This is a genomic window from Schumannella luteola, assembly GCF_013408685.1.
GTDB lineage: Bacteria > Actinomycetota > Actinomycetes > Actinomycetales > Microbacteriaceae > Schumannella > Schumannella luteola.
Genome location: NZ_JACBZY010000001.1, coordinates 3,425,922 through 3,452,094, shown reverse-complemented (window position 1 = coordinate 3,452,094; position 26,173 = coordinate 3,425,922). Strand labels below are relative to the sequence as shown.

The following is a 26,173-nucleotide window of genomic DNA, read 5'->3' as shown; positions in this document are numbered from 1 at the left end:
TCGCAGACTGACGCCATGACCTCCTCGCGCGGCCGCCTCGCCGTCGTCCTGCTCGCCGGCGCGACTGCCCTCGTGCTCGCGGCGTGCACCGGCGGGCCGGCTCCGACGCCCGCGAAGACCGGCGCCTCCGAGTCGAGCATCGACGACACGAGCGGCCTCGACGACCACGGCACCGGCCTGACCGTGCACGGCGGTCCGGCCTACGACTTCCTCGGCGCCGGCGACAGCGGGGTGACCGTGCGCGCCGGCGACGACTGGAGCCTGCCCGCGAGCGCCCGCCCGGCGGCGAACTCGGGCTTCTTCAGCGAGCAGGCGAGCCCGCAGTGGGGCGTCGGCGTGCGCAGCATCGACGTGAGCTGGCGGCAGGTCGCGTCGAAGGCCGACGACGCGATCGACGGCTCCGCGAAGGGCACAGCCCAGGGCATGGACTTCGCCTCGCTCGACGCGCAGCTGAAGGCTGCCCGCGCGAGCGACGGCGGCTACTGGATGCGGCTCTTCGCGAGCGGCGAGGACTGGGCGCCGAAGCGCGTGGCCGCCGAGTGCAAGGTCACGACCTACGGCCCTGACTACGACGGCGAGCGCCACCTGCCGATCTGGAACGAGTGCGTGTGGTCGCACCTGCTGGCGACCTACCGCGCGCTCTTCCGCGACCAGGGGCTCGCCGTCGATCCGAAGCTGCGCTTCGTCTACGTGCCCGGCGCCTTCACCTGGGCCGAGTTCGACTACGACATCATCAGCGACGCCGCGAAGAAGGGCGACCTGACCTGGGCGCAGTACAGCTCCTGGTACTCGCACGCCTGGACCGACCTCGTCGAGGTCTTCGGACCCGACGCGCACAAGCTCGTCTTCACCGGAGAAGACCACCCGTGGGGCCCGTTCGGGAAGAAGGACGATCTGCTCGCGAAGCAGGCGGTGGATGATGGCCTCGGCATCCGCACCGGCATCACCGAGCTGTCGAACTTCCACCTCAGCGACGCCCCCGCCTACGGCTCGAGTGTGCAGGAGGACGGGCACCTCGTGGTCGACGAGAGCCTGCCCATCCACGACGGCACCCGCATCGTCGCGACCGAGAACGAGTGCTACACGGCCTGCGGCTACGAGACCGACGACCCCTACTACGCGGTGCGCCAGTCGAACCTCAAGGCGCTGCAGCTGCGCATGAACTGGATCTACGTGGTGCCCGCCGACTCGTACCTGCCGCGCTTCGCGAAGCACTGGGACTGGGTGCGGCTGTCGATGGGGCAGACCGCATCCACGAGCTCGGATGCCTGGGCCGACCTGCGCACGGCCGAGGACACGGCGATCGACCGGAGGATCCGCAACCTCGAGCGCTGGCTCGTGCAGGTCGACGAGCCCGGCTCGGTCGCGCACCGCAGCGATGCCGACGTGCACCGCGACGTGCTCGAGAAGGACAACGGCACCGCTTGGGAGGGCCTCACGACCGACGTCGCCGGAGGCGACACCGGCTTCGTCTTCGACGTGGATGCGCGCTTCGCGCAGGCGGCCGGGTCCGACGCGGCGGTGCTCAAAGTCACCTACCTCGACGAGGGCTCGGGCGACGTGACCGTCACGACCTCGGCGGGCGAGGCGGCCGCCCGCATTCCGCGGACCGACTCGGGCGCGTGGATGACGGCGACCGTCACCCTGCCGGCCGGCGCCCTCGGCGGCGACCACCGCCTCCGCCTCGGCGTCGCCTCGACCGCCGACGACCTCACCGTCCGCTTCGTCCGCGTCGTGCGCCTCTGACGCCTCCGGAATCCGCAGGGTGGCGCGGCGATCCTGGCTTCGCCGCGCGATATCTCGGGGCGGAACCGAGATCGTGCGGCGATCAGTTCGGCTGGGCGCCGTCCGTGCTCGGCCCGGCCGACTTGGTCGCGTCGGGGGCGTAGACGAGCTGGATGCCGTCGCCCGACACGATGAGCCCCTCACCGCTGCGCTTCACGGCATCCGCCCTCTGCAGCGCCGCGAGGTACCGCGTCTCCTGCTCGTTCGCGGACTGCTCGGCGCAGGCGCGCTTCGTCGAGATGATCGGCCCGACCGTCACGTGGCCCGAGTCGCCGACCTTCACATCCGCGCCGAAGCCGTTGCAGCCGCCGTTGCCGCTGACCTTGCCGCTCTCGCGGAGGTCGAGGGTCGCCGAGACGGTCGGCGGAGCGAGCGTGCCCTGGTCGTCGGTGATCGAGGTGAGCAGCCAGAGCTGGGCGACGTCGGCATCCAGGTCGCTGCCCGCCGATGAGCCAGCCGAGCCGCCCGAGTCGCTCGATCCGTCGCCGCCCGGAGTCGCGCTCGCCGATCCCGACCCGCCGGCGCCGGGCGAGGCCCCGTCCGAGCTCCCGCTCGCGCAGCCGCTCAGCAGCCCGAGCGCGAGCAGCGCCGCTCCCGCCGCTCCCGCTGCGCCCGCGACGCTCGTCGCGCGAGCCGCGCGCACCGTCCCGAGCCGATGTCCTGTGGTGATCCGGAGCATGGTCTCCCTCCTCGTCGTTCCTCTCATCCTGTTCGACGTGCGCCGGAAAGGAAACGTTGGGGTGGGTGAGCGAACGGCCTGCTCGCCGATCACTCGACCGCGAACGACCGTCAGCCGAGCACCTACCGCGCCACCCGCCGTGCCTCCCCGCCGAGCGACCCCGCGCCGCCCGCCTAGACTGGTGCGGTTCCCCCTGAAGCCCACGCGCGACGGAGACGCATGTCTGAAATCACGCCCGAGGTCGTGGCCCACCTGGCCGACCTCGCCCGCATCGCCCTCACCGACGACGAGATCCAGAAGCTCACGGGCGAACTGGGTTCGATCGTCGACAACGTCGCCAAGGTGAGCGAGGTGGCCACGCCCGACGTCGAGGCGACCAGCCACCCGATCCCGCTGAGCAACGTGTTCCGCGCCGACGTGCCCGGTGAGACCCTCACGCCTGCGCAGGCTCTGGCCGGCGCCCCCGAGCACGCCTCCGACCGCTTCAAGGTCAGCGCGATCCTGGGGGAGGAGCAGTGAGCGCCGAGCTGATCACCGCCACCGCCGCCGACCTGGCCGCGAAGCTCGCCGCGGGCGAGGTCTCGAGCGCCGAGGTCACCCGCGCGCACCTCGACCGCATCGCCGCGGTCGAGCCGAGCGTCAACTCCTACCTGCACGTCAGCGAGCAGGCCATCGCGACCGCCGAGGCGATCGACGCCCGCCGTGCCGCCGGCGAGCAGCTGCCGACCCTCGCCGGCGTGCCCGTCGCGATCAAGGACGTGCTGTGCACGGTCGACATGCCGTCGACCGCCGGCAGCCGCATCCTCGAGGGCTGGATCCCGCCCTACGACGCGACGCCGGTGCGCAAGCTCCGCGAGAACGGCCTCGTGCCGCTCGGCAAGACGAACATGGACGAGTTCGCGATGGGCTCCTCCACCGAGTACTCGGCGTACGGCCCGACCCGCAACCCGTGGGACCTCGAGCGCATCCCCGGCGGCTCCGGCGGCGGCTCGGCCGCGGCCGTCGCCGCCTTCGAGGCGCCGCTCGCCCTCGGCTCCGACACGGGCGGCTCGATCCGTCAGCCCGCCGCGGTCACCGGCTCGGTCGGCGTCAAGCCCACCTACGGCGGCGTCTCGCGCTACGGCGCCATCGCTCTCGCGTCGTCGCTCGACCAGGTCGGCCCGGTCACGCGCACGGTGCTGGATGCGGCGCTGCTGCACGACGTGATCGGCGGCCACGACCCGCGCGACTCGACCTCGCTCGCCGACACCTGGCCGAGCTTCGAGCAGGCCGCCCGCCGCGGCGCCCAGGAGGGCTCGCTCAAGGGCCTCAAGGTCGGCGTCGTGAAGGAGCTCGCCGGCGGCGAGGGCTTCCAGCCCGGCGTGCTCGCCCGCTTCCGCGAGTCGCTCGAGCTGCTCGAGCAGAACGGCGCCGAGATCGTCGAGGTCGCCGCGCCGAACTTCGAGTACGCGATCTCGGCCTACTACCTGATCCTCCCCGCCGAGGCGTCGAGCAACCTGGCCAAGTTCGACTCGGTGCGCTTCGGCCTGCGCGTCACCCCGCAGGGCGGCGGCACGGTCGAGCAGGTCATGGCCGCGACCCGCGAGCAGGGCTTCGGCCCCGAGGTGAAGCGCCGCATCATCCTCGGCACCTACGCGCTCTCGGCCGGCTACTACGACGCCTACTACGGCAGCGCGCAGAAGGTGCGCACGCTCATCCAGCAGGACTTCTCGGCGGCGTTCCAGAAGGTGGATGTGCTGGTCTCGCCCTCGGCGCCGACCACGGCGTTCAAGTTCGGCGAGAAGACCGACGACCCGCTGTCGATGTACCTCAACGACCTCACCACGATCCCCGCGAACCTCGCGGGCGTGCCCGGCATCTCGCTGCCGGCGGGTCTGGCCGATGAGGACGGGCTGCCGGTCGGCATCCAGTTCATGGCGCCGGCTCGCGCCGACGAGCGGCTGTACCACGTGGGCGCGGCCCTCGAGGCGCTGCTCGTCGACCGCTGGGGCGGGCCGCTGCTCGATCGGGCTCCGAAGCTCTGATCTTCCGCGTCTGCTCCAGCGAGGCGTTCGGCCTCTGACCTCTCGGCCCCGTGCATCCGCGCGGGGCCGATGTCGTTCTCGGGGCCACCCGAAGCGGTGCGAAGCCGTCAGGACGTGACGCGGCGCGCGGCCTCGGTGTGCGTCTCGCGCAGGTCGCGCAGTCGGGCGTTGCCGGCGGCGAGCGAGGCGGTGCGGGCCGCGAGCGAGGCACTGAGCGTCGTCAGCTCGACGCCGCTCTCGGCGAGGGCGGCCGCGCGTGCGGCGAGCGACTCCGGAGTCGGAACCTGGGGCGGGTCGGCGCGCGCCGGCCAGACGACCGGGTCGAGCTTCTGCCCGTCGAAGGGCTCGATGCGCAGGGCGACCCAGGCCAGCCAGCGCTGCACGATGAGGATGCCGCCGCCGATGACGAGGAAGGCGATCACCACGGTGAGAAACGCCTCCGGCAAGGTCATGCAGGAACAGTCCCATGCAAACGAATGCGACGTCGAGTCAGCATTTGGGGGGACCGCGGCGTCGGTAGACTCGTCCGCATGGCCCGCGCCGAACTCATGGACTACGACAAGGCCCTCGAACTCTACGAGCCGGTGCTCGGCTTCGAGGTGCACGTCGAGCTGTCGACCCGCACGAAGATGTTCTCCGACGCCCCGAACCCCGCGTTCGCCGGCAACCACGGCGCATCGCCCAACACGCAGATCACGCCCGTCGATCTCGGACTCCCGGGCTCGCTCCCGGTCGTCAACGAGACCGCCGTGCACTACTCGATCTCGCTGGGCCTCGCGCTGGGCTGCTCGATCGCCGAGAGCTCGCGCTTCGCGCGGAAGAACTACTTCTACCCCGACCTCGCCAAGAACTACCAGATCAGCCAGTTCGACGAGCCGATCGCCTTCGAGGGCTCGGTCGACATCGAGCTCGAAGACGGCACGGTCTTCACCGTGCCGATCGAGCGCGCGCACATGGAAGAGGACGCGGGCAAGCTCACCCACGTCGGCGGCGCGACCGGCCGCATCCAGGGCGCCGAGTTCTCGCTCGTCGACTACAACCGCGCCGGCGTTCCGCTGGTGGAGATCGTGACGAAGCCGATCTTCGGCGCCGCCGGTCGCGCGCCCGAGGTCGGCAAGGCCTACGTGTCGACGATCCGCGACATCGTGCGCGCCCTCGGCATCAGCGAGGCCCGCATGGAGCTCGGCAACCTGCGCTGCGACGCGAACGTGTCGCTGCGCCCGCACGGCCAGGAGAAGCTCGGCACCCGCACCGAGACGAAGAACGTCAACTCGATGCGCAGCGTCGAGCGCGCGGTGCGCTACGAGATCCAGCGTCAGGCGGCGATCCTCGCCCAGGGCGGCACGATCACGCAGGAGACCCGCCACTGGCACGAGGACACGGGCACGACCTCGCCGGGGCGCCCGAAGTCGGATGCCGACGACTACCGCTACTTCCCCGAGCCCGACCTGCTGCCCGTGCAGCCCTCGGCCGAGCTGATCGAGCAGCTGCGCGCCGCGCTGCCGGAGTCGCCGGCCGTGCGTCGCCGTCGCCTGCTCGAGGAGTGGGGCTTCACCGAGCTCGAGTTCCGCGACGTGAAGAACAGCGGACTCCTCGCCGAGATCGAGGACACGGTCGCCGCCGGCGTCGCCCCGGCGCAGGCCCGCAAGTGGTGGACGGGTGAGATCGCCCGCATCGCCAACACGAAGGGCGCCGAGCCCGCCGAGCTGATCACCGCGGCCGCTGTCGCCGAGGTGCAGTCGCTCGTCGACGACGGGACCCTCAACGACAAGCTCGCCCGCCAGGTCATCGAGGGCGTCATCGAGGGCGAGGGCTCGGCGGCCGAGGTCGTCGAGAAGCGCGGACTCAAGCTCGTCTCCGACGACGGCCCCCTGATCGCCGCGATCGACGAGGCGCTCGCCGCCCAGCCCGACGTGCTCGAGAAGATCCGCGACGGCAAGGTGCAGGCCGCCGGCGCCGTCATCGGCGCGGTCATGAAGGCCATGAAGGGCCAGGCCGACGCGGCCCGCGTGCGCGAGCTCGTGCTGGAGCGCGCCCAGGCCTGAGCCACACGAGTGAGGGGCTGAATGCGCGCATCCAGCCCCCGCACCCGTTCCCGCGCCGCGGTCTCGTCGTCGCGTCACTTTTCGATCGCGATCGAGTCGTCGAGTTCCGAGCCCCGTCCTCGTATCCCGCCCGGGAAGGGCGATTGTCTGACTCGCGATTGACTGAGATTCCGCAAGCGAATTAGCTGGTCACCCCTGGCCCGATATGGCTCCAAATACAGCCCCAAGTGCGGCACCGAGCACGCCTCCAGCCAGCGCTCCCACCGCGGTGGCCCAAGCCAATGATCGTGAGTCGGCTTGGGCGGACATCTGGACCAATGACGCTTGCAAGCTATCGATATCTAGCGTTTCAATGCCGTTCACTTCATCGGGGAACTCAGACCTGAACAGGAGTCGTGCGTCCCCTTCCGTGCCGCTCTGGTCGTATCGGTAACGATCGGCGTCCCAGTTCCGCTTGTTCTGATCGAGCGACGCGAGGCGCAGCCACAAGCCCGCAATCAATCGAGCGGTTGCGCTCGAGTTAGACCGTTTGCGCCAGCGTTCTGGAATCGACCTCAACGGATCCATAGCTGTGATCGCGGCGCGCTCGTACTGAAGGCGAAGCAGGTCTCCGAGATCTTTGCGCGCGGCACGTTCGGACTGGCGCACCACCTGGCCATTGCTTCGCAAATGCGCGAAAACATTACCTAGATAGGAGAACTCAGACACGAGGTTGGAGGCCAGGCTAAGACGATCACCTGCGATCGGTGTCTTGATGCGAGTGGTCCATCTGTCGAGTTCCTCGAGCCGAACTTCCGAGTGAGTGCTCGCGCTGTCGACCAACAGGTCCTGGTGAGCGAACGGGTAGTTGCAACTAGGGCCGCAGGGTTGGCTCCTAAGTGAGTACCCCGCTTCCCTGATTGCGTCGCGGAGGACTTCGAGAACTGAGAGACCCGCGGCTGAACCGAACGGACTGGGAGCCGTCGAAGTCCAGCCGATGAATAGCACGACGCCGTCCCACGCGGCCCAATACTTTTCGGTTGGAACGGTGTGTGCAGCGTCCGCGCTGGCTTGCAAGCGCCGAGGCACGTTGACCGAGAATGCGATCGGGTCCCGGAAGGAAAGCGCGTGGACGTGTTGGTGAGGTGGGGCTGGCTCGGCTGACAGCGACGATGTCGTAGTTCGCATCGCCGAGAACGCCAATGATCGGAACTTGTTCGAGCTTGCGCTCGGCGCTCGAACCTCCGAGACGCGCGAATCGGCATTGAGGCGATCGACCACCCGGGCGTAAACAGTCTCGGGATCGGGCAGCGAATGATGCTGATTTGTGCCCGCAGGCTCGACGGCCGGGAGGTTGAGGATCGCTATTCCGATTCGCGCGAAAGTAACTTCCGCGGGCGGTGAGGCTTGCGCGAGCACCGCGCTTTCGTCGGCGGTTTCCGGCACTTCCAGCTCCACTTCGAACGATGATGGGGAATCATGATTCCAAATCAGAGCATTCGTCGCTAGTAGCCAGAAGTGGGGGCGTGCAGTCTGTCCCGCTACTCCCCGCGGGTGTGCGGGCGGAGCTTGAGGCGGCGCTCGTTGGGCTGGGTCTTGGGCTTGATCTCGACGAGGCCCTGGCGTGAGGTGAGGAAGTCGCCGAAGCTCTCGTAGCCGAGCGAGCGCTCGCGGAACGCCGAGTTGAGGCGCAGCATCTGCGTCTTCACCTCGCTGGGCGTCAGCCACTCCTCGTCGTCCTTCTCGGCGACGAGCTGCATGGCGCGTACGAGCAGCTTGGATGCGGCGGCCTTCGACATGCGCGGCGTCGCGGCGCGACCGCCGTCACCGTCGGCGGCGTCACCGGTCGAGGACGCGATGTCCTCGCGGGCGATGCCGGTGCCGGTGGTCGTCGCGGCGACCGGGGCGGCAGCGCGGGAGGCCGTCGCGGCGGCAGGAGCCGACTCCTCCTCGTCGTCATCCTCGTCGTCGATCTCGTCGTCGAGCAGGCCCGGCAGGTCTTCGTAGAGCGTGAAGACGTCGCAGGCCTTGATCAGGGCCGCGCCGGTCGATCCGCCGACGCCGACGCCGATCACGGTGCGGCCGAGACGGCGGGCGCGCTGGGCGAGGGCGACGTAGTCGGAGTCGCCGGCGACGATCACCACGTGCGTGACGTCGGGTAGACGGAAGAGGTCTTCCACGACATCCACCGACAGTCGGATGTCGGCGCCGTTCTTGCCGCTCGACGACTGGAAGAGCTGGGTCAGGTCGATCGCCCGGTCGGTGAGCTGCGCGTAGTAGCTGGCGTTCGCCGGAACCGACCAGTCGGCGTAGGCGCGCGAGAGCACGACCGGTCCGAAGGACGAGCCGTAGTCGAGGATCGCGCCAAGGTCGACCTCGGCCTGCTTGAGCTTGCCGCCGACGACGCTCGCCGATCCCATGACGTGCGCGCGGGCGTTGTCGCGGCGCCAGGCCTCGCGTCCCTCCGGCCGGAAGGTGCGGTCGTAGTTCGACATGACGATGTTGTCGAAGTCGATGTAGACGGCGACGCGGGGACTGGAGGGATCGGCCATGTCGCGAGCCTAGCGACGGGCGGTGACGGGACGGTGGGCGCGGACGCGGCGGCGAGGCCGTCGGCTGCGCCCGGCGGCGACGGCACCGCCGCCGGCCCAGTGGAGATGCCTCTTGCGGGAATGTTCTTAACGATATATCGTTGACGCATCGTAGAACTTACGAGACAGCTCGTAGGTCACAACGTCGAAAGACATCATCGAAAGGACGTGGACGCATGACTCGCGCACACTTCAGCCCCGCAGAGGGCATCCCCTTCGGTCGCCGCGGCGGCCGACGCTTCGGACCCGAGGCGCACCGCGCCCGGTTCGGCTCCCTCCCGCACGACGCCCGCGCGCACCACGGCCGTGACAACGAGCCGCACGAGCACGAGGCCCACGGTCACGGCGGTCGCGGTCGCGGCCCGCGTGACTACAACCGCGGCATCGGCACGGGCTTCCCGGCCGGCGGCCCCTTCGGCGGAGGCTTCGGCCCCGGCGGATTCGGACCCGGCGCCGGTTTCGGCCCCGGATTCCCCGGCGGCCCCGGCTTCGGCGGTCGTCGCGGTCGCCGCGGCAAGGGCGACGTGCGCTCGGCGATCATCTCGCTGCTCGCCGACGGCCCGAACAACGGCTACGGCCTCATGAAGGCCATCGCCGAGAAGACCGACGGCGCCTGGCGCGCGAGCCCGGGATCGGTGTACCCGACCCTGCAGCAGCTCGTCGACGAGGAGCTCATCGTGGCACGCGGCGAGGGCCGCGGCACCGAGTACGAACTCAGCGACGCCGGCCGCGCCTACCTGGCCGAGAACCAGGAGCAGGTCGACGCGGCCTGGGAGCGCACCCCGCGCCCGACCGAGTCGATGCAGGAGCTCGGCGAGAGCATCGGCAAGCTCATGGGCGTGATCGGCCAGTTCCACCACGGCGCCAGCGAGGCGCAGCGCAAGGCCGCCGCCGAGAAGCTCGACGAGGCCCGCCGCGCGCTCTACCTGATCCTGGCCGAGTGATCCGAACCCGGCGGCCTTCCCCCTCCACGCCCCGCCCTGCGGCATAGCGTGGAGGCATGAAGGTCGCCGTTCTGGGAATCACCGGGTACACCGGATCGAACATCGCCCGCGAGCTCGTCGCCCGCGGGCACGAGGTCATCGGGCTCGCGCGTCGCACGCTCGACGCCGAGACGCCCGAGGGCGTCAGCGTCGTCGCGGGAGACGTGCACGACGCCACGACGATCGCCACCGTGACGCAGGGGGTGGATGCGATCGTCAGCGCCACCCGTGGACAGATGGAGGGCGGCGACCTGCCCGAGGTGCTGCCCATCCTGGTCGCGGCGGCCGAAGCCGCGAACGCGCGACTCGGCATCGTCGGCGGGGCCGCCGCGCTGCGCACCCGTCCCGACGGCCCGCTCGTGATCGACGACGGCTTCCCCGAGGAGTGGAAGCCCGAGGCCACCGCGCTCATCACCGTGCTCGAGACCCTGCGCGCCGCCGACACCGGCGTCGACTGGTTCTTCCTCAGCCCCGCCGCCGAGTACGGCGCGTGGGCGCGCGGCGAGCGCACCGGCGCGTACCGCACGGCCGAGGACGACCTGGTCGTGGACGCGGACGGGAAATCGACGATCGGCGGCGAGGACTACGCGATCGCCTTCGTCGACGAGCTCGAGAAGCCCGCGCACCACCGCGCCCGCTTCACTGTCGGGTACTGACTCACCGGAAGACGGGAGACGACAGCGTGGCCGTTCTCGACATCCACCTCGGCGCCCCGGCTCTGCAGATGCAGACCGAGGTCGTCGTGACCCTGCCCGAGACCCCGCCGCCCGCGGGCGGGTACCCGACCCTCTACCTGCTGCACGGCCTGGGCGACGACGGCACCGCCTGGACGCGCTGGACCGGCATCGAGCGCTACGCCGAGCAGCACGGCATCGCGGTCGTGATGCCCTCGGGCGGGCGCAGCTTCTACACCGACGAGGCGCACGGCCTGCGCTGGTGGACCTGGATCGCCGACGAGCTGCCCGAGCGGCTCGGCGGGATGCTCAACCTGAACCGGTCGAGGGAGACGACCTTCGTGGCCGGGCTCTCGATGGGCGGCTACGGCGCGTTCAAGCTGGCGCTGCGGCATCCCGAGCGCTTCGCCGCCGCCGCGAGCCTGTCCGGCGCGCTCGGCTGGGCGCGACGGATGCCGACGCCCGAGTGGCCGGACGAGCTGCGCGAGCTGCGGCACACCGTGCTCGGCGAAGCGGATGCGACCGACACCGACGAGGACGTGCTGCACCTGCTCGGCCGCACTCCCGTGGCCGAGCTGCCGGCGCTCTACCTCGCCTGCGGCGAGCAGGACTACCTCGTCGAGGAGAACCTCGCGTTCCTCGCGCAGGCCGAGGTGCTCGGCGTGCCGATCGAGCGGAACCTGCGGCCCGGTGAGCACGAATGGGGCTTCTGGGATGCGGAGATCCCGCGCGTGCTCGACTGGCTGCCGCTCTCTCGCTGAGCGGGGCGTGCCGGTGCGTGCTCGCGGCGCGCCGCCGCGCGCCGCACCGCGCACCGGGGAACGACGAAGGGGCCCGACGCGACGTCGGGCCCCTTCTTCGTTCACCTCGTTCGGCTCACTCGGTGCCGATGGCCTTGTCGGCCGCGTCGCGAGCCCCGTCGACCTGCTCCTTGAACTTGTCGCCGGTGACCTTGTTGACGGTGTCGGCGACGCCGTCGAGCACCTTGTCGCTGATGTCCTCGGCCTGCTCGCTCTTCAGCGCGTTCTTCACGTCGTCGCTGCCGAGGAACTCCTGGGCCTTCTTGGTGATGTCGTCCAGACCGCTCATGACTGACCTCTCATCGGTGGATGGTGTGCTCATGCTCCCGCCGCATCCGGGCGCTCACAAGACCCCCGTCACGTGAAGACTCGGCAGAGCGTGCGCAGACCGCGCATCGACCCGGCACCGACCCGGCGCCGACCCGGCGCCGACGCGCCACTGGGCGACTCCCGGCCCCGCTCACAGTCGGCGCATAGGGTTCGGGGGTTGCCTATGCCCATGCCCGCCGTCGCATCCCGCCCCGCTCCCTTCGTCCGTCTCGACGGGAGCCCCGTCCGCGCCCTCGTGGTCGACGACGAGGCCTCCCTCTCCGATCTGCTGCGCATGGCCCTGCGCACCGAGGGCTGGGAGACGAAGGTGGCCGACAACGGCCACGACGCCCTTCGCGTGGCGCGCGAGTTCGGCCCCGACGTGATCGTGCTCGACGTGATGATGCCGGGCATCGACGGCCTCGAGGTGCTGCGCCGCCTGCGCGACGACGGCAACGACTGCCCGGTGCTGTTCCTCACCGCGAAGGACGGCGTGGATGACCGCATCGCGGGCCTCACCGCCGGCGGCGACGACTACGTGACGAAGCCCTTCAGCCTCGAGGAGGTCGTCGCCCGGCTGCGCGGCCTGATCCGCCGCAGCGTCAAGGTCGGCGGCGACGACGAGGTCGAGCTGCGCGTCGGCGACCTCACGCTCAACGAGGAGACCTACGACGTGAGCCGCGGCGGCACCGCGATCCAGCTCACCGCGACCGAGTTCGAACTGCTGCGCTTCCTCATGCGCAACCCGCGCCGGGTGCTCAGCAAGGCCCAGATCATCGACCGCGTCTGGAGCTATGACTACGGCGGCCGCTCGAGCATCGTCGAGCTCTACATCTCCTACCTGCGCAAGAAGATCGACACCCTCGGCGAGCCCATGATCCACACGGTGCGCGGCGTGGGCTACACGATCAAACCCGCCGCCGGATGACGCGCGCGCCCTGGTCGCTGCGGCGACGCCTGGTCGTCGGCATCGTCGCGCTGCTGGCGGTGCTGGCGATCGTCGTCGGCACGATCAGCGTGGTCGCGCTGCGGCAGAACCTGCTCACGCGTCTCGACGAGCAGGTGGTCGCCTCGCTGAGCTTCGGCGGGGGGCCGGTCGTCGTGCCGTCGAATCCGGGAAGCGGATCCGGCTCGGGATCGAGCGGGTCGGACGGCTCGGGCCAGTCGGGCTCGGGATCGAGCGGCTCCGACGGCTCGGGCAGCGGGTCCGGCGAGTCGGAGAACGACTCCGGGCCGCAGCGCCGGGTCGGCAACCTGACCGTGCTGATCCTCGACGACGTGATCGTGCGCGCCGAGTACGTCGGCGACGACGGCGTGCAGAAGACCCTCACAATCGCGCAGGTGCAGTCGCTCGTCGACGCGGGGCTGTCGGCGACGCATCCCTCCAGCGTGCAGCTCTCCGGGCTGGGCGAGTTCCGGGCGGCCGAGCGCTCGCGCGACGGCGTGCGGCTCATCGTGGCGCAGTCGCAGGACGAGGTGACCAAGACGACCCTCGATCTGACGCTCATCTTCGTGCTCGTGACCCTCGCCGCGCTGCTGCTCGCCGCGGTGGCCGGCACGATCATCGTGCGGCTCGCGCTGCGTCCGCTCGGTCGCGTCGCGGCGACGGCGAAGCGGGTGGCCGAGCTGCCGCTCGCGGGCGAGGCCGAGATCCGCGAGCGCGTGCCCGAGGGCGACACGGATGCGCGCACCGAGGTCGGCCAGGTCGGCAGCGCCTTCAACACCATGCTGAGCCACGTCGAGGATGCGCTGCGCGCTCGCCAGGCGAGCGAGGAGCGGCTGACGCGCTTCGTCGCCGACGCGAGCCACGAGCTGCGCACCCCGCTTGCGTCGATCCGCGGCTATGCGGAGCTCTCGCAGCGGGTGCCCGGCGACCTGCCGCCCGACGTGAGCCGCTCGCTCGACCGCATCGAGTCGGAGTCGGTGCGTATGACGAGCCTCGTCGAAGACCTGCTGCTGCTCGCCCGCCTCGACTCGGGCGGCATGCTGCGCCGCGAGGAGGTCGGCCTCGGCATGATCGTCGCCGACTCGCTCGCCGATGCGCACGTGACGGCGCCCGACCATCGCTGGCTGCTCGAGCTGCCCGAGGAGGGCGAGGTCGAGCTGATCGGCGACCCCGGCCGCCTGCACCAGGTCGTCGTCAACCTGCTCGCGAACGCGCGCACTCACACGCCCGCCGGCACGACCGTCACGGTCGAGGTGCTCAGCGAGGGGGATGAGGCGGTGCTGCGCGTCGGCGACGACGGCCCCGGCATCCCCGCTGACCTGCAGCCGAAGCTCTTCGGGCGCTTCGTGCGCGGCGACGACTCGCGCTCGCGCGTCGCGGGCAGCACGGGCCTCGGGCTGTCGATCGTGCAGGCCGTCGTGGATGCGCACCACGGCTCGGTCACGGTCGTGAGCGAGCCCGGCGCGACCGTGTTCGAGGTGCGTCTGCCGCTCACGCAGCCGGAGACGGCCACGCAGCCGGAGACGGCGCAGACCGCCCCAGAGACGACGAAGGAGGCCGCGGACTCCTCGTCCGCGACCTCCTGAGAGCGTCGTGCCGGCGGCGGTCAGCCGACCTCGACGTCGAGTTTGACCTCGACGTTGCCGCGCGTCGCGTTCGAGTAGGGGCACACCTGGTGCGCGGCCTCGGCGACCTTGCGGGCATCCTCGATCGAGACGCCGCCGAGCTCGATGCGCAGCGTGACGGCCAGGCCGAAGCCGCCGTTCTCGAGCTTGCCGATGCCGACCTCGGCGGTCACGGCCGAATCCTCGACGGGGATGCCGAGGGTCTTGCCCTGGCCCTTGAGAGCCGAGTGGAAGCAGGCCGCGTAGCCGAGCGCGAAGAGCTGCTCGGGGTTGGTCGCACCGCCGGGGCCGCCCATCTCGACCGGAACGGCGAGCTCGACCTGCAGGCTGCCGTCGCTCGTGGCGGCGCTGCCGTTGCGTCCGTCGCCGAGACTGGTGGCGACGGCGGTGTAGATGGGGTTCATGCGGAGGTCCTTCCTGGGTGGTGCGGGGGAGGGCGCGACGGGGCGCGCACCGCCGTCCACCGTATCCACCTCCGGTGACGTGCCGCCGACCGCGCGGTGTCGGGAGGCGGCGACCGAGCGAGCTCTCAGATGGATGCGCGCCGCGAGCCCCGCATCCGCTCGGGCCCGCGGAGTAGCGTCGCGACCATGGCCTCGACCCCGCCCATCGACACCCTGATCGTGCTCGGCGCGGGCGGCGACCTCGCTTCCCGCCTGCTGCTGCCCGGACTCGCCTCGCTGCTCGACTCCTCGCGAGGCCGCGACCTCACCCTGATCGGCGTCGACCGCGCCGAGCTCGACGACGCCACCTGGCAGAAGCGGGTGGCGACGGCGTTCGGCGCGGACGCCGGGCCGCGGGCGACGCGCATCGCGAAGTCCTCGCGCTACCTCGTCGGCGACGCGACCAGCGCCGACGATCTGAGCCGTGCGCTCGCCGCTGCGACGGGACGCACCGCGCTCTATTTCGCGCTGCCGCCGGCGGTCGCCGAGAAGGCCTGCGCGGCGCTGCGTGACGTCGATCGGCCCGCGGGACTCGTGCTGGCGCTCGAGAAGCCCTTCGCCTCCGACTACGCGAGCGCCCGCCGGCTCAACCGGCTGCTCGAGACGCTCGTGCCCGAAGAGCAGGTCTTTCGCGTCGACCACTTCCTCGGCAAGTCGACCGTGCTCAACCTCATCGGGCTGCGCTTCGCCAACCGCCTGCTCGAGCCGCTGCTGTCGTCGCAGAACATCGAGCGCGTCGACATCGTCGCGGATGAGGCGCTCGGCCTCGAAGGGCGTGCCGGCTACTACGACCGCGCCGGCGCCGCCCGCGACATGATCCAGAGCCACCTGCTGCTCGTGCTCGCGCTCGCCGCGATGGAGCCGCCGTCGTCGGTCGAGTCGGAGGATCTGCGCGGCGCGATGGCGCAGGTGCTGCGGGCGACGCGACCGTGGAAGGCCGACGGCACCGCGAGCCGGCGCGGGCGCTACACCGCCGGCCGGATCGACGGCCGCGACCTGCCCGACTACAGCGATGAGGCCGGCGTCGTCGCGGCCCGTCGCACCGAGACGCTGGCCGAGCTGACGGTCGCGATCGACACCTGGCGCTGGGCCGGCGTGCCGTTCACGCTCCGCTCGGGCAAGGCCCTCGGCACCGGGCGGCAGGAGGTCGTCTTCACGCTGCGCGACGTGCCGCACCTGCCGAACGGACTGTCGGGCCCGAAGCGCACGGCCCGCATCCGCGTCGGCATCAAGCCCGCCGTGCTCGAACTCGACCTCGCGACGAACGGGCACGACGACCCCTTCGACCTCGAGTGGGAGACGCTGCGCACCGAGTTCCCGGCCAACGAGCTCAGCGCCTACGGCGAGGTGCTGGCCGAGCTCATCGAGGGCGACCCGACGCTGTCGGTGCGCGGCGATGTGGCCGAGCAGTGCTGGCGCATCGTCGGCCCCGTGCTCGACGCGTGGAGCCGCAACGAGGTGCCGCTGCAGAGCTATGCGGCCGGATCGGCGGGGCCGCGCGGCTGGGACAAGCCGATCGTCTGAGCCGCGGAGTCTGCATCCGCGCCGGCGCTCTCCGCCCGACCGCCGGACTCGCGCGACGGCGCCGTCGCTACCTCAGCACCGCCCCTGAACCCCGCTCGGGGTGCTTGACCGCCCTCGCGGCCGCAGAGGAACATGGCGGCGATGGCCGACATCGTGGAGGGTCGGGTTCGTCTCGAACCCGCGACCCTGGATCAGCTCGATGCGTACTTCCGGGATCCTGACCAGCTCGCGGAGGCGCTGCGATCGCCCCTGCCCGAGGGCTGGCCCTCCGACGTGAACGCGTTCCTCTGGGTCGCGAACGCGCTGCAGCGCGCGCCCGAGGCCGCGGCGCGGTGGATGTACTGGGCGATCGAGGCCGAGACCGGTCGTCTCATCGGCGACGGCGGCCTGCGCAGCGAGAAGCCCGGCGCCCTCGATGTGAGCTACGAGCTCGCCGAGGAGTTCCGCGGCCGCGGCCTCGGCGCCCCACTCGTCGACGCGCTCTGCCGCATCGGCTTCGAGGACCCGGCGATCACCCGCATCGAGGCCCACACGCGCGTCGACGACGAGGCCTCGCCGTCGACCCTGCTGCGCGCTGGCTTCGAGCGCGTCGGGGTGATCGAGCCGCTCGATCCCGAGGTCGGTCGCGCCACTGTCGAGTGGGTGCGGCTGCGCGGCTGACCCGTCCGACCCATCCGGTCGGCCCGTCAGCTCAGGCTGTCGAGCACCTTCTGGATGCGGCGCTCGCGCGTCGCCTCGGCCTTCGCCTCGCCGACCGAGCGGGCGTGCTCCTTGCGCGCCGAGTAGGACAGCGCATCGAAGGCGGCGCGCGACCCGGCGGTCTCGAGAGCCGCGGCCAGCTCGGCGGGCACCTCGACCGTGCGCTCGCCGGCGACGTGCTCGAGGGTGACGTCGTGCTCTTCTCCGCCCGCGACGCCGGCCGACTTGCGGATCGCCGCCGACACCGGGATCAGGTACTTGCCGCCCATGACGGCGATCGTCGAGTCGTAGTCGAAGCCGTTCAGCGTGACCTTCACCGGCACCCGCTTGCCGGCGGCGAAGCCGAGCACGACCTCCTCGGGAACCTCGATGCCGACGTTGTTGCCGATCTGCAGCAGGGTGGTGCGGAAGGTGGTCATGGCGACTCCTGGCTCGGGAAGTGAACGTGCCGATCCTCGCGCATCCGCCTCGTCGAGGGAATGCGCCGGGCCGCGCCGCGTCGCCGGTAGGCTGACCTCCATGAAGGTGTTCGCGTTCGTGATCTGTCTCGCGCTGTTCGTCGGCGCGTTCTTCCTCTTCGGGTACGCCTTCGCCGTTCCGGAGCCCTTCCACATCGTCCTCTTCGCCTCGGGTCTCGTGGCGATCGCGATCTCGCTGATCATCCCGTTCCACCTGCTCGAGAAGCTCGACTGAGCGCGGACGGCGGAATCCGACGGTGAAGGCGGCGAGCGCGACGGTCGACATCGTCGTCGCCGCGCCGCTCGCCGAGGTCTTCGCCACGACGGTCGCGACCGACCCGCCCGCCTTCTATCCGAGGTTCGGCCCGCTGCCCGCCGTCGTCTCGGTCTCGGACCAGACCGACTCCTTCGATGTCGTCGGCGCCTCTCGACGGCTGCATCTCTCCGACGGCGGCTCGGTCATCGAGACCGTCGCCGAGGTGGATGCGCCGCGCCGGCACGTCTACGAGCTCACCCGGTTCCAGAAGCTGTTCGGCTCGCTCGTCTCCGGCGGCCGCGCGGAGTGGATCTTCGCCCACGACGGCGAGGGCACCCGCATCCGCTGGACCTACTCCTTCGCGCCGCTGCCGTGGCGGGGCGCGATCGTGCACCTCATCGTGCGCCTGTTCTGGGCGCCCTACATGCGCAGCGTGCTGCCGCCCATCGCCCGGCAGGCGGGCGTCGTGGTCGCGAAGCCCTCGGCCCGCGCGACCGACTGAGGCGGCGGGCCGCGGCTCGGGCGCCGGCCTACAGCTCGACCGTGCGGCTCTCGCCGACCTCGGGCGGACGCTTCGCGATGAGCGCCGCGGCGACCTCGATCACGCGCGTGAGCGCGGGTCGGTCGAGATCCCAGAACTCGATCGACTCGACGTCGACCCGCAGCAGGGCGACGGCTGGATCCTCGCGCCCGCCCTCGAAGTAGGCCTCGGCCCAGGGGTTCCAGAGCAGATCGATGCGGGGCTGGCTGCGGTCGATGCTCGCGCTGCCGCTGAGCGACAGATAGCCCTTGCCGTCGCCGACCGCGACGTTCACCTCGGGGTGCCGACGGATCTCGTCGGTCTTCTCGCTCGGGTCGGCGGTGAAGAACCAGAGCGTGCCCTCGAAGTTCTCGGTGCCGTCGACGCCGTGCTCGAGAAGCGCGAGCGGGCGGCTGTGCAGCGCACCCGACGCCGCGCGCGAGGTGACGGTCGCGGTGCGGGCGGAGGTGAGGATGCGGCGCACCGTCGCGAGGTCGTCGGACGGGTCGGGGGTGCTGGTCTGATCGCTCATGCCGTCACGCTCGCACCGGCAGCGCGGCGGGCGCGGTCACTGACTGCGGGCGTTCAGGTGACGCGGGTCGCGCATCCAGGAGGCGTGGTCCGCGCCGGCGGCGGGGCGTTCGGCGTCGCGCCCCGCGGGGTCAGGCCGCGACGACCTTCTCGGTGAACCGGGCCAGTCGCTGGGTGAGGCCGTCGGCGCGGTGCTGGATGATCTCAGCCGGCGAGTGGTCGAGCTCGGTGCCCGGGGCGCGCAGCCGGATCAGCGTCGAGCAGGCCAGGTCGGAGCAGATGTAGGTGCCGACCGAGTTGCCGCGATCGCCCGCGTCGCCGGCGCGACGGGCCGAGAACATCCGCACCTGCCCGGCCGGCTGCAGCGTCTGGCACAGCGAGCACATGGCCGAGCCGTGCGCGAGCTGCGATTCCGAGGCGCGCAGGGTGAGCCCGATGGGCGCGCCGTCGCGCCAGAACACGACGTAGCCGCGTTGCGGCGCCTGCGGGTCGCGCCAGCCGAGGTACTCGCGCTCATCCCAGATGACCTCGTGCAGCCCGGGCAGGGGCATGCGGTCGGCCTCGCCCGCGGGGGCGTTCACCATCGATTCGCGGATCTCGGTCTCGGTCAGCGGCTGCATGGTGCCGACGAGCCTACGCCCGCGGGTGCGCGGCCGCCGAGCGCTGTCGGCCGCGAGCGGATCGGGGTTCTGCGCCCGATCCGCGGACGACGAGGATGCGCGGCTCAGAGCCCGCGGTCGACCATCGCGATCACCCGGCGGCCGGTCTGGCGGGCGAGCTCGGGATCGAGGTCGTGCAGCGGACCCTCGAGCGCGAGCATCGCGAGGCCGTGCACGGCCGACCAGGCGAGCAGCTCGGCGCCGGGGCGGCGCTCGGCGGGCAGCTCGCCCGCGGCGACGAGGTCGTCGAGGGCGATACCCAGCAGCTCGAAGGGCGTGCGTCCGCGCGGGCCGGCCTTGTCGGGGCTCAGCGCCGAGCGCAGGTCGCGGGGCACCGTGAAGGCGGCGCGGAAGAGCCCGGGTTCGTCGCGGGCGAACCGCAGGTAGCCGACGCCCACCGCCTCGAGCTCGGCGTGCGCGTCGGCGGCGGCGTCGCCGGCCCGCGCGATGCGCTCCCACTCCTCCTCGATCGCCTCGGCGACGGCGCCGAGCGCGGCATCGCTGACGGCCTGCACCAGCGCGGTGCGGTCGGCGAAGTGGCGGTAGGCGGCGTTGGGGGAGACGCCGGCACGGCGGGTGGCCTCGCGCAGCACGACCGCGTCCGGCCCCGACTCGCGCGCCATGGCGAAGCCGGCATCCACCAGAGCCTGACGCAGGTCGCCGTGACGGTAGGTGGCCCGGGGTGCGGTGCTGGCCATGGTCCTCCTCGTGCCGCGCTCAGCGCGCGCCGGGCGCTCTGACGGGGTGGAGCTCTCGACAGATGATGACCCGGGTGTCATTGTTGACAGCGTACACATGACGCCGTGTCTCATGCGGATGCATCGACATCCTCGCGGCGATTCTGACGGAGAGGAACGGCCCATGCTGACCACCACCGGCGCCTTCACCGGATTCTCGGTCTCCGACCCCGAACGCGCCCGCGACTTCTACGGCCGCGTGCTCGGGCTCGACATCGTCGACGGAGGGATGGGCGGCATCTCGCAGCTCACCCTGCCGGGCGGCGCGACCGTCATCCTCTACCCCAAGGAGAACCACGAGCCGGCGACCTACACGGTGCTGAACCTCGAGGTTCCCGACGTCGCCGCCGCGATCCGCGAGCTCGCCGACGAGGGACTCGAGCCGCTGCGCTACGACGCGATGCCGCAGGACGCCGACGGCGCGATGCGCGGCCACGGGCCCGACATCGCCTGGTTCGAGGACCCCTTCGGCAACGTGTTCTCGGTCATCGCCGACTGACGTCGCCGCGGCTCGCGGCGCGGGAGAATGAATGCGTGCTCCTCGACCTCGCCGATGACCTGCGCCGCGACCTCGACCAGGCGGTCTACACCGTCGACCGGCTGCGCGGACTCTGGGGTGACGTCGCCGACGACGCCCTGCAGCGGGCCGACCGCGTGCCCGCGCTGCGGGCGCTCGCCGGCCGCACCGAGCCGGCCGCGATCCTGGCCCGGCTGTTCGTGCTCGGCGATGCGGTGTCGCGCGCCGAGGCGACCGGTGCGCTGCCCACCACCGGACTCGACACGGCGCTCGCACAGGGGCTGCTCGAACCCGCTCCGACCGCCGGAGCCGCAACCGGCGACGCGATCGACGCCGAGGCGGCGGATCTCGTGCGCGGCACGATCGACCTGCGCCCCTACTCCGTCGTCGACGCGATCGGCGTCGCCGCCTGGTGGATCGCGAGCGACCTCGGCGAGCTCGCCACCGGACGCGCCCTGCGCACCGACCACGTGCTCGGCATCGGCGGCGCCTCGGCCACGCTGAGCGGACTCATGCTGCCCGACCGCGCCCGCAGCGTGCTCGACCTCGGAACCGGCTGCGGCATCCAGGCCCTGCATGCCAGCCGCTTCGCCGACCGCGTCGTCGCGACCGACATCAGCGCCCGTGCCCTCGACTTCGGCCGGCTCAATGCCGCGCTCAACGGCGTCGACACGATCGAGTTCCGACTCGGCAGCCTCTACGAGCCGGTCGCGGGGGAGCGCTTCGATCGCATCGTCTCCAATCCGCCGTTCGTCATCACCCCGCGTCGCGCGGGTGTGCCCGAATACGAGTACCGCGACGGCGGCATGGTGGGGGATGCGCTGGTCGCGGCGGTCGTGACCGGCGCCGCCGAGCACCTCGAGCCCGGCGGCATCGCCCAGCTGCTCGGCAACTGGGAGTACCGCAGCGAGACTGGCTCCGCCCCGGACCAGGTCGATGACGCCGACGGTCTCGACCGCGCCGCCGCCTGGGCCCGCGACGCCGGCCTCGAGCACTGGATCATCGAGCGCGAGCAGGCCGATCCTGCCCGCTACGCCGAGACCTGGATCCGCGACGGCGGCACGAAGCCGGGCAGTGCCGAGTGGGAGGCCCTGCTCGGGGCCTGGCTCGACGACTTCGCCGACCGCGGCGTGGAGGCGGTGGGCTTCGGCTACGTGCTGCTGCGGCGCCCGGCCGACGACGCGCTCGAGGTCGCGAGCGGAACGGCGGCATCCGATCGCGCCCCGCTCGCCCGCGTCGAGCGCATCCCCGAGGCGCTCGGCGAGAACCCCGCCGGGCTCGGGCCGCACCTCTCGACCGTGCTCGCCGCGCACGACGCACTCGTCGCGCTCGGCCCCGACGGCATCGACGGCCACGCCTTCCGCGTCGCCCCCGACGTGACCGAGGAGCGCAGCCACTGGCCCGGCGAGGAGTCGCCCTCGGCGCTCGTGCTGCGCCAGGGCGGCGGCTTCGCCCGCACGCTGCGGGTCTCGCCCGCGGTCGCGGCGGCGGTGGGCGCCTACGACGGCGAGCTCGCGCTCGGGGTGATCGCCTCGGCGATCGCGCAGCTGCTCGAGCTCGACGAGCGCGCCGTGCTCGACGAGATCCGTGCCGAGACGCTCGAGCTCGTGCGCGGTGGACTGGTCGTTCCCTGAGAGCCTGAGACGACCTCACACCGGCGTCCGAGCCGGGAGTAACGTCGCGGCCGTCGCCCGGGCGCCCTTCACCCGGACGGGAAGGACGAGCTTCGATGAGCGACGCGATCGATCCCCAGCCCTCTGCGGAGAAGAAGCGGGGGACGATCCGAAGTCTCGTCCCCGCCCGGCTCGACCGGCTTCCGTGGGCGAAGTTCCACTGGATGATCGTCGTCGGACTGGGGATCTCGTGGATCCTCGACGGCCTCGAGATCCAGATCGTCTCGCAGAACGGCTTCGCGACCGAGTTCGGCATGGATTCGGCGCAGATCGGCGCGACCGGAACCGTCTACCTCGTCGGTCAGGTCGTCGGCGCGCTCGTCTTCGGTCGCCTCTCCGACCGTCTCGGCCGCAAGAAGCTGTTCATCCTCACCCTGGCGATCTACCTCGTCGGCAGCGCCCTCGCGGGAGCGGTGCCGCACTTCGACAACAACTGGGTCAGCATCATCCTGCTCTGGGTGTGCCGCTTCGTCGCGGGCGCCGGCATCGGCGGCGAGTACGCGGCCATCAACTCGGCGATCGACGAGCTCATCCCCTCGCACTACCGCGGCCACGTCGACATCGCGATCAACGGCACCTACTGGGGCGGTGCGGCGCTCGGCGCCGCGGCCAACCTGCTCTTCCTCAACAGCGGGCTGTTCGGCTCCGACTGGGTCGACAACTGGGGCTGGCGCATCTCGTTCTTCATCGGCCCCGTGCTCGGGCTGATCATCATCTATCTGCGCCGGCACATCCCCGAGAGCCCCCGCTGGCAGATCACGCACGGCTACGAGAAGGAGGCCGAGGCGACCGTCGACCAGATCGAGAAGGATGTCGAGGCCTCGGGTCACACGCTGGAGAAGATCGGCGACGACCGCGCGATCGAACTGAGCCCGCAGGAGCGGGTGCCCGCGCACATCCTCGCCAAGGTCTTCTTCAAGATGTACCCGAAGCGCACGCTCGTCGGAGCGACGATGATGATCACCCAGTCGTTCCTCTACAACGCGATCTTCTTCAGCTACGCGCTCGCGCTGCAGAACTTCTACGACGTCGACAAGTCGCAGACCGGCTACTACTTCTTCCCCTTCGCGATCGGCAACCTCGTCGGCCCGCTCGTGCTCGGCCGGCTCTTCGACAGCGTCGGCCGCCGCAAGATGGTGCTGGTCACCTACGGCGGCTCGGGCGTGATCCTCGCGGTGTCGGCAGCGCTGTTCCAGGCCGACGTGCTCAACGCCGTGACGCAGACGATCTTCTGGTGCGCGGCCTTCTTCCTCGCCTCGGCCGGCGCGTCGGCGGCCTATCTCACGGTGAGCGAGATCTTCCCGCTCGAGGTGCGCAGCCAGGCGATCTCGTACTTCTTCTCGATCGCGCAGATCTTCGGCTCGCTCGCGCCGCTGATCTACGGCGCCATGATCGGCGACGGCTCCGACCGCGGCCCGATCACGATCGGCTACTTCCTCGGCTCGGCGATCATGCTGGTCGGCGGCATCGTCACCTTCATCTTCGGCGTGGATGCCGAACGCAAGCAGCTCGAATCGGTCACCGACCCGCTGACCCTCATCCACGAGGAGGAGGCGAAGGAGGAGCGCCCGAGCTGAGCAGCCGACCCGGCGGCGCGACCCTCGACCGGGGTGCGCCGCCCAGCCCACTCCCACCGCATCCCCGCAGGATCCCAGGCTCGGCACAGAACGCCCCCAGCCCCTCTGCCTAGCGTGGGTGCTCTAGAGGAGGAACGACCGATGGGATTTCTGGACCGGCTGTTCGGCGGCGACGACACCGCGACCGACAGCGCACCCCGACGGACCGACACTGCGACCCGCCCGCGCCAGCCCGAGCAGCGCACGGATGACGAGATCGCGATCGAGCGCTACCGCTACCTGCTGCGAACGGCGCCGCCGGAGACGATCGAGCAGGTGCACCGCGAGGCCTTCGCGCAGCTGAGCGACGAGCAGCGCGCCATGATCTACGAGGAGCTGAGCCGCGGCGCCGGCACGGGCGAGCGCCCGCTGTCGAGCGAGCCGGCCACACTCGCCCGCTCGGCCACCCGCGCCGAGTTCCGCCAGCCCGGCAGCATGGAGCGCATCATGTCGGGCAACGCCTTCGCGGGCCAGAGCGGCGCGGTCGCACCGGGCACCGCCGGCGCCGCCTCGCAGCAGCAGGGCTACGGCCAGCAGCGCGGCCCCGGCATCGGCGCGATGATCGGCAGCTCGCTGCTGGGAACCGTGGCCGGTTACGTCATCGGCTCCGCGCTGGTCAGCGCGTTCCTGCCGTGGGACGGCGGCGCCGACCAGGCGGCTGACGGCGGCGCCGACTCCGGCGACCCCGGAGCGGACTCCGGTTCTGATGCCGGGGCAGACGCCGGCACCACCGAGGCCGCCGGCGCCGACGCCGGAGGGGACTTCGGCGGAGGCGACTTCGGCGGAGGCGACTTCGGCGGCGACTTCGGAGACTTCGGGTTCTGACCCGCACGACTCCGGGCCCCTGACCTGGCCCGGACGGATGCGCGGAGTCCAGACCGCGGCATCCACGCACGACGACGGCGCGTGATCCGCGAGAGCGGATCACGCGCCGTCGTGCTGTGCGCGGAGCGCTCGGTGTTCAGGTCGTGAGCAGCACCTTGATGGCGCGGCGCTCGTCCATCGCGGCGTAGGCTTGCGCGACCTCGTCGAGCGGGAGCGTCAGGTCGAACACCTCGCCGGGGCGGATCGTGCCGTCGAGCACGTCGGGCAGCAGCTCGGGGATGTAGTCGCGGGCCGGCGCCATGCCGCCGGCGATCGCGACGTTACGGCCGAAGAGGTACTGCACCTTCAGCTGGGTGCCCTCGGCGGGGACGCCCACGTAGCCGACACGGCCGCCGCCGCGCACGACCGAGAGCGCCTGGCGCATGGACTCCTTGGTGCCGACGCACTCGAGCACCGCATCCACCAGGTCGCCGTCGAGCAGCGCCCGCACGGCGTCGGCCGCCTCGTCGCCGCGCTGCTCGATCACGTCGGTCGCGCCGAAGCGGCGAGCCTGCTCCTGGCGGGCGGGGTTGCGGCTCATCACGATGATCCGCTCGGCGCCGAGACGCTTCGCGGCGAGCACGCCGCAGAGTCCGACCGCGCCATCACCCACGACCGCGACCACATCGCCGGGCCCGACTCCCGCCGAGACGGCGGCGTGGTGACCGGTCGACATGACGTCGCTGAGCGTGAGCAGGTGGGGGATGAGCGCCTCGTCGACCGGGCCGGGAACGACCACGAGCGAGCTGTCGGCGAAGGGGATGCGCACCCGCTCGCCCTGGGCGCCGTCGATGGCGTGTCCATCGGCGTCATCGCTGCCGAAGAAGCTCTTGTGGTCGCAGGCCGCGCTCATGCCATTGCGGCACGCCTGGCAGCTGCCGTCGCTGAGCGAGAACGGCGCGATGACGAAGTCGCCGACGGCGATGCCCGTCACGTCGTCGCCGAGCTGTTCGACGACGCCGACGAGCTCGTGGCCGATCGGACCGGAGGCCGGGCGCACGCCGCGGTAGCCCCAGAGGTCGGAACCGCAGACGCAGGCGGCGACGACGCGCACGACGGCGTCGCGCGAGCCCTGGATCGTCGGATCGGGGCGCTCTTCGAGGCGCACGTCGCGCTCGCCGTGGATGACGGTGGCGCGCATCAGCGGATCCCGGGGGTGGTCGCGAGGGCAGCGGAGGAGGGCATGCGTGATCCTTCCGAAAAGGGGTGGTGGGAGCGGCGGCGCACGATGCGCGA

28 protein-coding genes are annotated in these 26,173 nt (G+C 71.4%); 17 read left to right on the top strand and 11 right to left on the bottom strand.

Annotated elements, in window-relative coordinates; genetic code table 11:
• Positions 1 to 15 precede the first annotated feature (15 nt).
• Positions 16 to 1,746, top strand: coding sequence for a hypothetical protein (locus BJ979_RS15855; RefSeq protein WP_179569396.1), 1,731 nt, complete (start codon positions 16 to 18; stop codon positions 1,744 to 1,746).
• Positions 1,747 to 1,828: 82 nt separating this feature from the next.
• Here the strand turns inward: BJ979_RS15855 and BJ979_RS15850 are convergent, their stop codons facing one another.
• On the bottom strand, positions 1,829 to 2,464 hold the full coding sequence (locus BJ979_RS15850; protein ID WP_179569394.1) for an META domain-containing protein: 636 nt from the start codon (positions 2,462 to 2,464) through the stop codon (positions 1,829 to 1,831).
• Between the two features lie 219 nt (positions 2,465 to 2,683).
• On the opposite strand from BJ979_RS15850, the gene gatC reads away from it, so the two are divergent.
• Both gatC and gatA read left to right on the top strand, forming a co-directional pair.
• Positions 2,684 to 2,983, top strand: coding sequence for an Asp-tRNA(Asn)/Glu-tRNA(Gln) amidotransferase subunit GatC (gatC, locus tag BJ979_RS15845; RefSeq protein ID WP_179569392.1), 300 nt, complete (start codon positions 2,684 to 2,686; stop codon positions 2,981 to 2,983).
• Positions 2,980 to 4,488, top strand: coding sequence for an Asp-tRNA(Asn)/Glu-tRNA(Gln) amidotransferase subunit GatA (gene gatA / locus BJ979_RS15840; RefSeq protein WP_179569390.1), 1,509 nt, complete (start codon positions 2,980 to 2,982; stop codon positions 4,486 to 4,488). The genes gatC and gatA overlap by 4 nt, the downstream gene beginning before the upstream one ends.
• A 107-nt stretch (positions 4,489 to 4,595) precedes the next feature.
• On the opposite strand, the gene BJ979_RS15835 is transcribed toward gatA, so the two are convergent.
• Positions 4,596 to 4,940, bottom strand: coding sequence for a hypothetical protein (locus BJ979_RS15835; protein WP_179569388.1), 345 nt, complete (start codon positions 4,938 to 4,940; stop codon positions 4,596 to 4,598).
• A gap of 78 nt (positions 4,941 to 5,018) precedes the next feature.
• Here BJ979_RS15835 and gatB point away from each other — a divergent pair, with 78 nt between their 5' ends.
• Positions 5,019 to 6,533: an Asp-tRNA(Asn)/Glu-tRNA(Gln) amidotransferase subunit GatB gene (gatB, locus tag BJ979_RS15830; protein ID WP_179569386.1), complete on the top strand. Its 1,515-nt coding sequence runs from the start codon at positions 5,019 to 5,021 to the stop codon at positions 6,531 to 6,533.
• Between the two features lie 189 nt (positions 6,534 to 6,722).
• Here the strand turns inward: gatB and BJ979_RS15825 are convergent, their stop codons facing one another.
• Both BJ979_RS15825 and BJ979_RS15820 read right to left on the bottom strand, forming a co-directional pair.
• Entirely contained in the window at positions 6,723 to 7,970 is a 1,248-nt protein-coding gene (locus tag BJ979_RS15825; RefSeq protein ID WP_179569384.1) for a hypothetical protein, read from the bottom strand.
• 83 nt (positions 7,971 to 8,053) lie between these two features.
• A complete protein-coding gene (locus BJ979_RS15820; protein WP_179569382.1) occupies positions 8,054 to 9,064 on the bottom strand; it encodes an NYN domain-containing protein in 1,011 nt (336 codons plus the stop codon).
• A 215-nt stretch (positions 9,065 to 9,279) separates the two neighbouring features.
• Between BJ979_RS15820 and BJ979_RS15815 the strand changes: the two genes are divergently transcribed.
• Genes BJ979_RS15815 through BJ979_RS15805 form a run of 3 tightly spaced genes read left to right on the top strand, consistent with a single transcriptional unit; the run spans position 9,280 to position 11,521 of the window.
• Entirely contained in the window at positions 9,280 to 10,047 is a 768-nt protein-coding gene (locus tag BJ979_RS15815) for a PadR family transcriptional regulator (protein ID WP_179569380.1), read from the top strand.
• Between the two features lie 56 nt (positions 10,048 to 10,103).
• Positions 10,104 to 10,742, top strand: a complete 639-nt coding sequence (locus BJ979_RS15810) for an NAD(P)-dependent oxidoreductase (RefSeq protein ID WP_179569378.1) — start codon at positions 10,104 to 10,106, stop codon at positions 10,740 to 10,742.
• 26 nt (positions 10,743 to 10,768) lie between these two features.
• Entirely contained in the window at positions 10,769 to 11,521 is a 753-nt protein-coding gene (locus BJ979_RS15805; RefSeq protein ID WP_343046741.1) for an alpha/beta hydrolase, read from the top strand.
• Positions 11,522 to 11,636: 115 nt separating this feature from the next.
• Here BJ979_RS15805 and BJ979_RS15800 read toward each other — a convergent pair whose 3' ends face one another.
• Entirely contained in the window at positions 11,637 to 11,849 is a 213-nt protein-coding gene (locus BJ979_RS15800) for an antitoxin (RefSeq protein WP_179569376.1), read from the bottom strand.
• A gap of 210 nt (positions 11,850 to 12,059) precedes the next feature.
• Here BJ979_RS15800 and BJ979_RS15795 point away from each other — a divergent pair, with 210 nt between their 5' ends.
• Entirely contained in the window at positions 12,060 to 12,797 is a 738-nt protein-coding gene (locus BJ979_RS15795) for a response regulator transcription factor (RefSeq protein ID WP_179569374.1), read from the top strand.
• A complete protein-coding gene (locus tag BJ979_RS15790; RefSeq protein ID WP_179569372.1) occupies positions 12,794 to 14,401 on the top strand; it encodes a sensor histidine kinase in 1,608 nt (535 codons plus the stop codon). Before BJ979_RS15795 ends, BJ979_RS15790 begins: the two co-directional genes overlap by 4 nt.
• A 20-nt stretch (positions 14,402 to 14,421) precedes the next feature.
• Here BJ979_RS15790 and BJ979_RS15785 read toward each other — a convergent pair whose 3' ends face one another.
• Positions 14,422 to 14,844 (bottom strand): organic hydroperoxide resistance protein, encoded by a 423-nt coding sequence (locus BJ979_RS15785; RefSeq protein WP_179569370.1) that lies wholly within the window; start codon positions 14,842 to 14,844, stop codon positions 14,422 to 14,424.
• A gap of 186 nt (positions 14,845 to 15,030) precedes the next feature.
• On the opposite strand from BJ979_RS15785, the gene BJ979_RS15780 reads away from it, so the two are divergent.
• Positions 15,031 to 16,407: a glucose-6-phosphate dehydrogenase gene (locus tag BJ979_RS15780; protein WP_179569368.1), complete on the top strand. Its 1,377-nt coding sequence runs from the start codon at positions 15,031 to 15,033 to the stop codon at positions 16,405 to 16,407.
• A gap of 141 nt (positions 16,408 to 16,548) precedes the next feature.
• Complete coding sequence (locus tag BJ979_RS15775) at positions 16,549 to 17,067, top strand: GNAT family N-acetyltransferase (protein WP_179569366.1); 519 nt, start codon at positions 16,549 to 16,551, stop codon at positions 17,065 to 17,067.
• A gap of 26 nt (positions 17,068 to 17,093) precedes the next feature.
• Here BJ979_RS15775 and BJ979_RS15770 read toward each other — a convergent pair whose 3' ends face one another.
• The gene (locus BJ979_RS15770; RefSeq protein ID WP_179569364.1) at positions 17,094 to 17,525 is read right to left on the bottom strand and encodes a YdeI/OmpD-associated family protein; all 432 of its coding nucleotides are present in this window, start codon (positions 17,523 to 17,525) and stop codon (positions 17,094 to 17,096) included.
• Positions 17,526 to 17,625: 100 nt separating this feature from the next.
• Here BJ979_RS15770 and BJ979_RS15765 point away from each other — a divergent pair, with 100 nt between their 5' ends.
• Together BJ979_RS15765 and BJ979_RS15760 are read left to right on the top strand one after the other, a co-directional pair.
• Positions 17,626 to 17,799: a hypothetical protein gene (locus BJ979_RS15765; RefSeq protein ID WP_179569362.1), complete on the top strand. Its 174-nt coding sequence runs from the start codon at positions 17,626 to 17,628 to the stop codon at positions 17,797 to 17,799.
• A gap of 22 nt (positions 17,800 to 17,821) precedes the next feature.
• Positions 17,822 to 18,322, top strand: a complete 501-nt coding sequence (locus BJ979_RS15760; protein ID WP_179569360.1) for an SRPBCC family protein — start codon at positions 17,822 to 17,824, stop codon at positions 18,320 to 18,322.
• A gap of 28 nt (positions 18,323 to 18,350) precedes the next feature.
• Here BJ979_RS15760 and BJ979_RS15755 read toward each other — a convergent pair whose 3' ends face one another.
• The 3 genes from BJ979_RS15755 to BJ979_RS15745 form a co-directional block, all read right to left on the bottom strand.
• A complete protein-coding gene (locus BJ979_RS15755) occupies positions 18,351 to 18,872 on the bottom strand; it encodes a pyridoxamine 5'-phosphate oxidase family protein (protein WP_179569358.1) in 522 nt (173 codons plus the stop codon).
• Between the two features lie 130 nt (positions 18,873 to 19,002).
• Positions 19,003 to 19,491 carry an FBP domain-containing protein gene (locus tag BJ979_RS15750; protein WP_179569356.1) on the bottom strand — a complete coding sequence of 163 codons (489 nt, stop codon included), beginning with the start codon at positions 19,489 to 19,491 and terminating at the stop codon, positions 19,003 to 19,005.
• 104 nt (positions 19,492 to 19,595) lie between these two features.
• Positions 19,596 to 20,228 (bottom strand): TetR/AcrR family transcriptional regulator, encoded by a 633-nt coding sequence (locus BJ979_RS15745; protein ID WP_179569354.1) that lies wholly within the window; start codon positions 20,226 to 20,228, stop codon positions 19,596 to 19,598.
• Between the two features lie 163 nt (positions 20,229 to 20,391).
• Between BJ979_RS15745 and BJ979_RS15740 the strand changes: the two genes are divergently transcribed.
• The 4 genes from BJ979_RS15740 to BJ979_RS15725 all read left to right on the top strand — a co-directional run bounded on the left by BJ979_RS15740 (position 20,392) and on the right by BJ979_RS15725 (position 24,898).
• Entirely contained in the window at positions 20,392 to 20,766 is a 375-nt protein-coding gene (locus BJ979_RS15740) for a VOC family protein (RefSeq protein WP_179569352.1), read from the top strand.
• A gap of 35 nt (positions 20,767 to 20,801) precedes the next feature.
• The gene (locus tag BJ979_RS15735; RefSeq protein ID WP_179569350.1) at positions 20,802 to 22,418 is read left to right on the top strand and encodes a DUF7059 domain-containing protein; all 1,617 of its coding nucleotides are present in this window, start codon (positions 20,802 to 20,804) and stop codon (positions 22,416 to 22,418) included.
• A gap of 95 nt (positions 22,419 to 22,513) precedes the next feature.
• Positions 22,514 to 24,034 (top strand): MFS transporter, encoded by a 1,521-nt coding sequence (locus tag BJ979_RS15730; RefSeq protein WP_179569348.1) that lies wholly within the window; start codon positions 22,514 to 22,516, stop codon positions 24,032 to 24,034.
• Between the two features lie 141 nt (positions 24,035 to 24,175).
• Positions 24,176 to 24,898 (top strand): hypothetical protein, encoded by a 723-nt coding sequence (locus BJ979_RS15725; RefSeq protein ID WP_179569346.1) that lies wholly within the window; start codon positions 24,176 to 24,178, stop codon positions 24,896 to 24,898.
• A 136-nt stretch (positions 24,899 to 25,034) separates the two neighbouring features.
• Here BJ979_RS15725 and BJ979_RS15720 read toward each other — a convergent pair whose 3' ends face one another.
• Positions 25,035 to 26,078 (bottom strand): zinc-binding dehydrogenase, encoded by a 1,044-nt coding sequence (locus BJ979_RS15720; protein ID WP_179569344.1) that lies wholly within the window; start codon positions 26,076 to 26,078, stop codon positions 25,035 to 25,037.
• Positions 26,079 to 26,173: the final 95 nt, after the last annotated feature.

Bases quoted from the DNA above. Each gene is read 5' to 3' on its own strand.
- BJ979_RS15775 (WP_179569366.1), top strand. From the start codon at position 16,549: ATGGCCGACATCGTGGAGGGTCGGGTTCGTCTCGAACCCGCGACCCTG.
- BJ979_RS15800 (WP_179569376.1), bottom strand. From the start codon at position 11,849: ATGAGCGGTCTGGACGACATCACCAAGAAGGCCCAGGAGTTCCTCGGC.
- BJ979_RS15820 (WP_179569382.1), bottom strand. From the start codon at position 9,064: ATGGCCGATCCCTCCAGTCCCCGCGTCGCCGTCTACATCGACTTCGAC.
- BJ979_RS15810 (WP_179569378.1), top strand. From the start codon at position 10,104: ATGAAGGTCGCCGTTCTGGGAATCACCGGGTACACCGGATCGAACATC.
- BJ979_RS15720 (WP_179569344.1), bottom strand. From the start codon at position 26,078: ATGCGCGCCACCGTCATCCACGGCGAGCGCGACGTGCGCCTCGAAGAG.
- BJ979_RS15855 (WP_179569396.1), top strand. From the start codon at position 16: ATGACCTCCTCGCGCGGCCGCCTCGCCGTCGTCCTGCTCGCCGGCGCG.
- BJ979_RS15770 (WP_179569364.1), bottom strand. From the start codon at position 17,525: ATGACCACCTTCCGCACCACCCTGCTGCAGATCGGCAACAACGTCGGC.
- BJ979_RS15745 (WP_179569354.1), bottom strand. From the start codon at position 20,228: ATGGCCAGCACCGCACCCCGGGCCACCTACCGTCACGGCGACCTGCGT.
- BJ979_RS15795 (WP_179569374.1), top strand. From the start codon at position 12,060: ATGCCCGCCGTCGCATCCCGCCCCGCTCCCTTCGTCCGTCTCGACGGG.
- gatB (WP_179569386.1), top strand. From the start codon at position 5,019: ATGGCCCGCGCCGAACTCATGGACTACGACAAGGCCCTCGAACTCTAC.
- gatC (WP_179569392.1), top strand. From the start codon at position 2,684: ATGTCTGAAATCACGCCCGAGGTCGTGGCCCACCTGGCCGACCTCGCC.
- BJ979_RS15730 (WP_179569348.1), top strand. From the start codon at position 22,514: ATGAGCGACGCGATCGATCCCCAGCCCTCTGCGGAGAAGAAGCGGGGG.
- BJ979_RS15740 (WP_179569352.1), top strand. From the start codon at position 20,392: ATGCTGACCACCACCGGCGCCTTCACCGGATTCTCGGTCTCCGACCCC.
- BJ979_RS15765 (WP_179569362.1), top strand. From the start codon at position 17,626: ATGAAGGTGTTCGCGTTCGTGATCTGTCTCGCGCTGTTCGTCGGCGCG.
- BJ979_RS15750 (WP_179569356.1), bottom strand. From the start codon at position 19,491: ATGCAGCCGCTGACCGAGACCGAGATCCGCGAATCGATGGTGAACGCC.
- BJ979_RS15850 (WP_179569394.1), bottom strand. From the start codon at position 2,464: ATGCTCCGGATCACCACAGGACATCGGCTCGGGACGGTGCGCGCGGCT.
- BJ979_RS15815 (WP_179569380.1), top strand. From the start codon at position 9,280: ATGACTCGCGCACACTTCAGCCCCGCAGAGGGCATCCCCTTCGGTCGC.
- BJ979_RS15790 (WP_179569372.1), top strand. From the start codon at position 12,794: ATGACGCGCGCGCCCTGGTCGCTGCGGCGACGCCTGGTCGTCGGCATC.
- BJ979_RS15835 (WP_179569388.1), bottom strand. From the start codon at position 4,940: ATGACCTTGCCGGAGGCGTTTCTCACCGTGGTGATCGCCTTCCTCGTC.
- BJ979_RS15785 (WP_179569370.1), bottom strand. From the start codon at position 14,844: ATGAACCCCATCTACACCGCCGTCGCCACCAGTCTCGGCGACGGACGC.
- BJ979_RS15780 (WP_179569368.1), top strand. From the start codon at position 15,031: ATGGCCTCGACCCCGCCCATCGACACCCTGATCGTGCTCGGCGCGGGC.
- BJ979_RS15755 (WP_179569358.1), bottom strand. From the start codon at position 18,872: ATGAGCGATCAGACCAGCACCCCCGACCCGTCCGACGACCTCGCGACG.
- BJ979_RS15725 (WP_179569346.1), top strand. From the start codon at position 24,176: ATGGGATTTCTGGACCGGCTGTTCGGCGGCGACGACACCGCGACCGAC.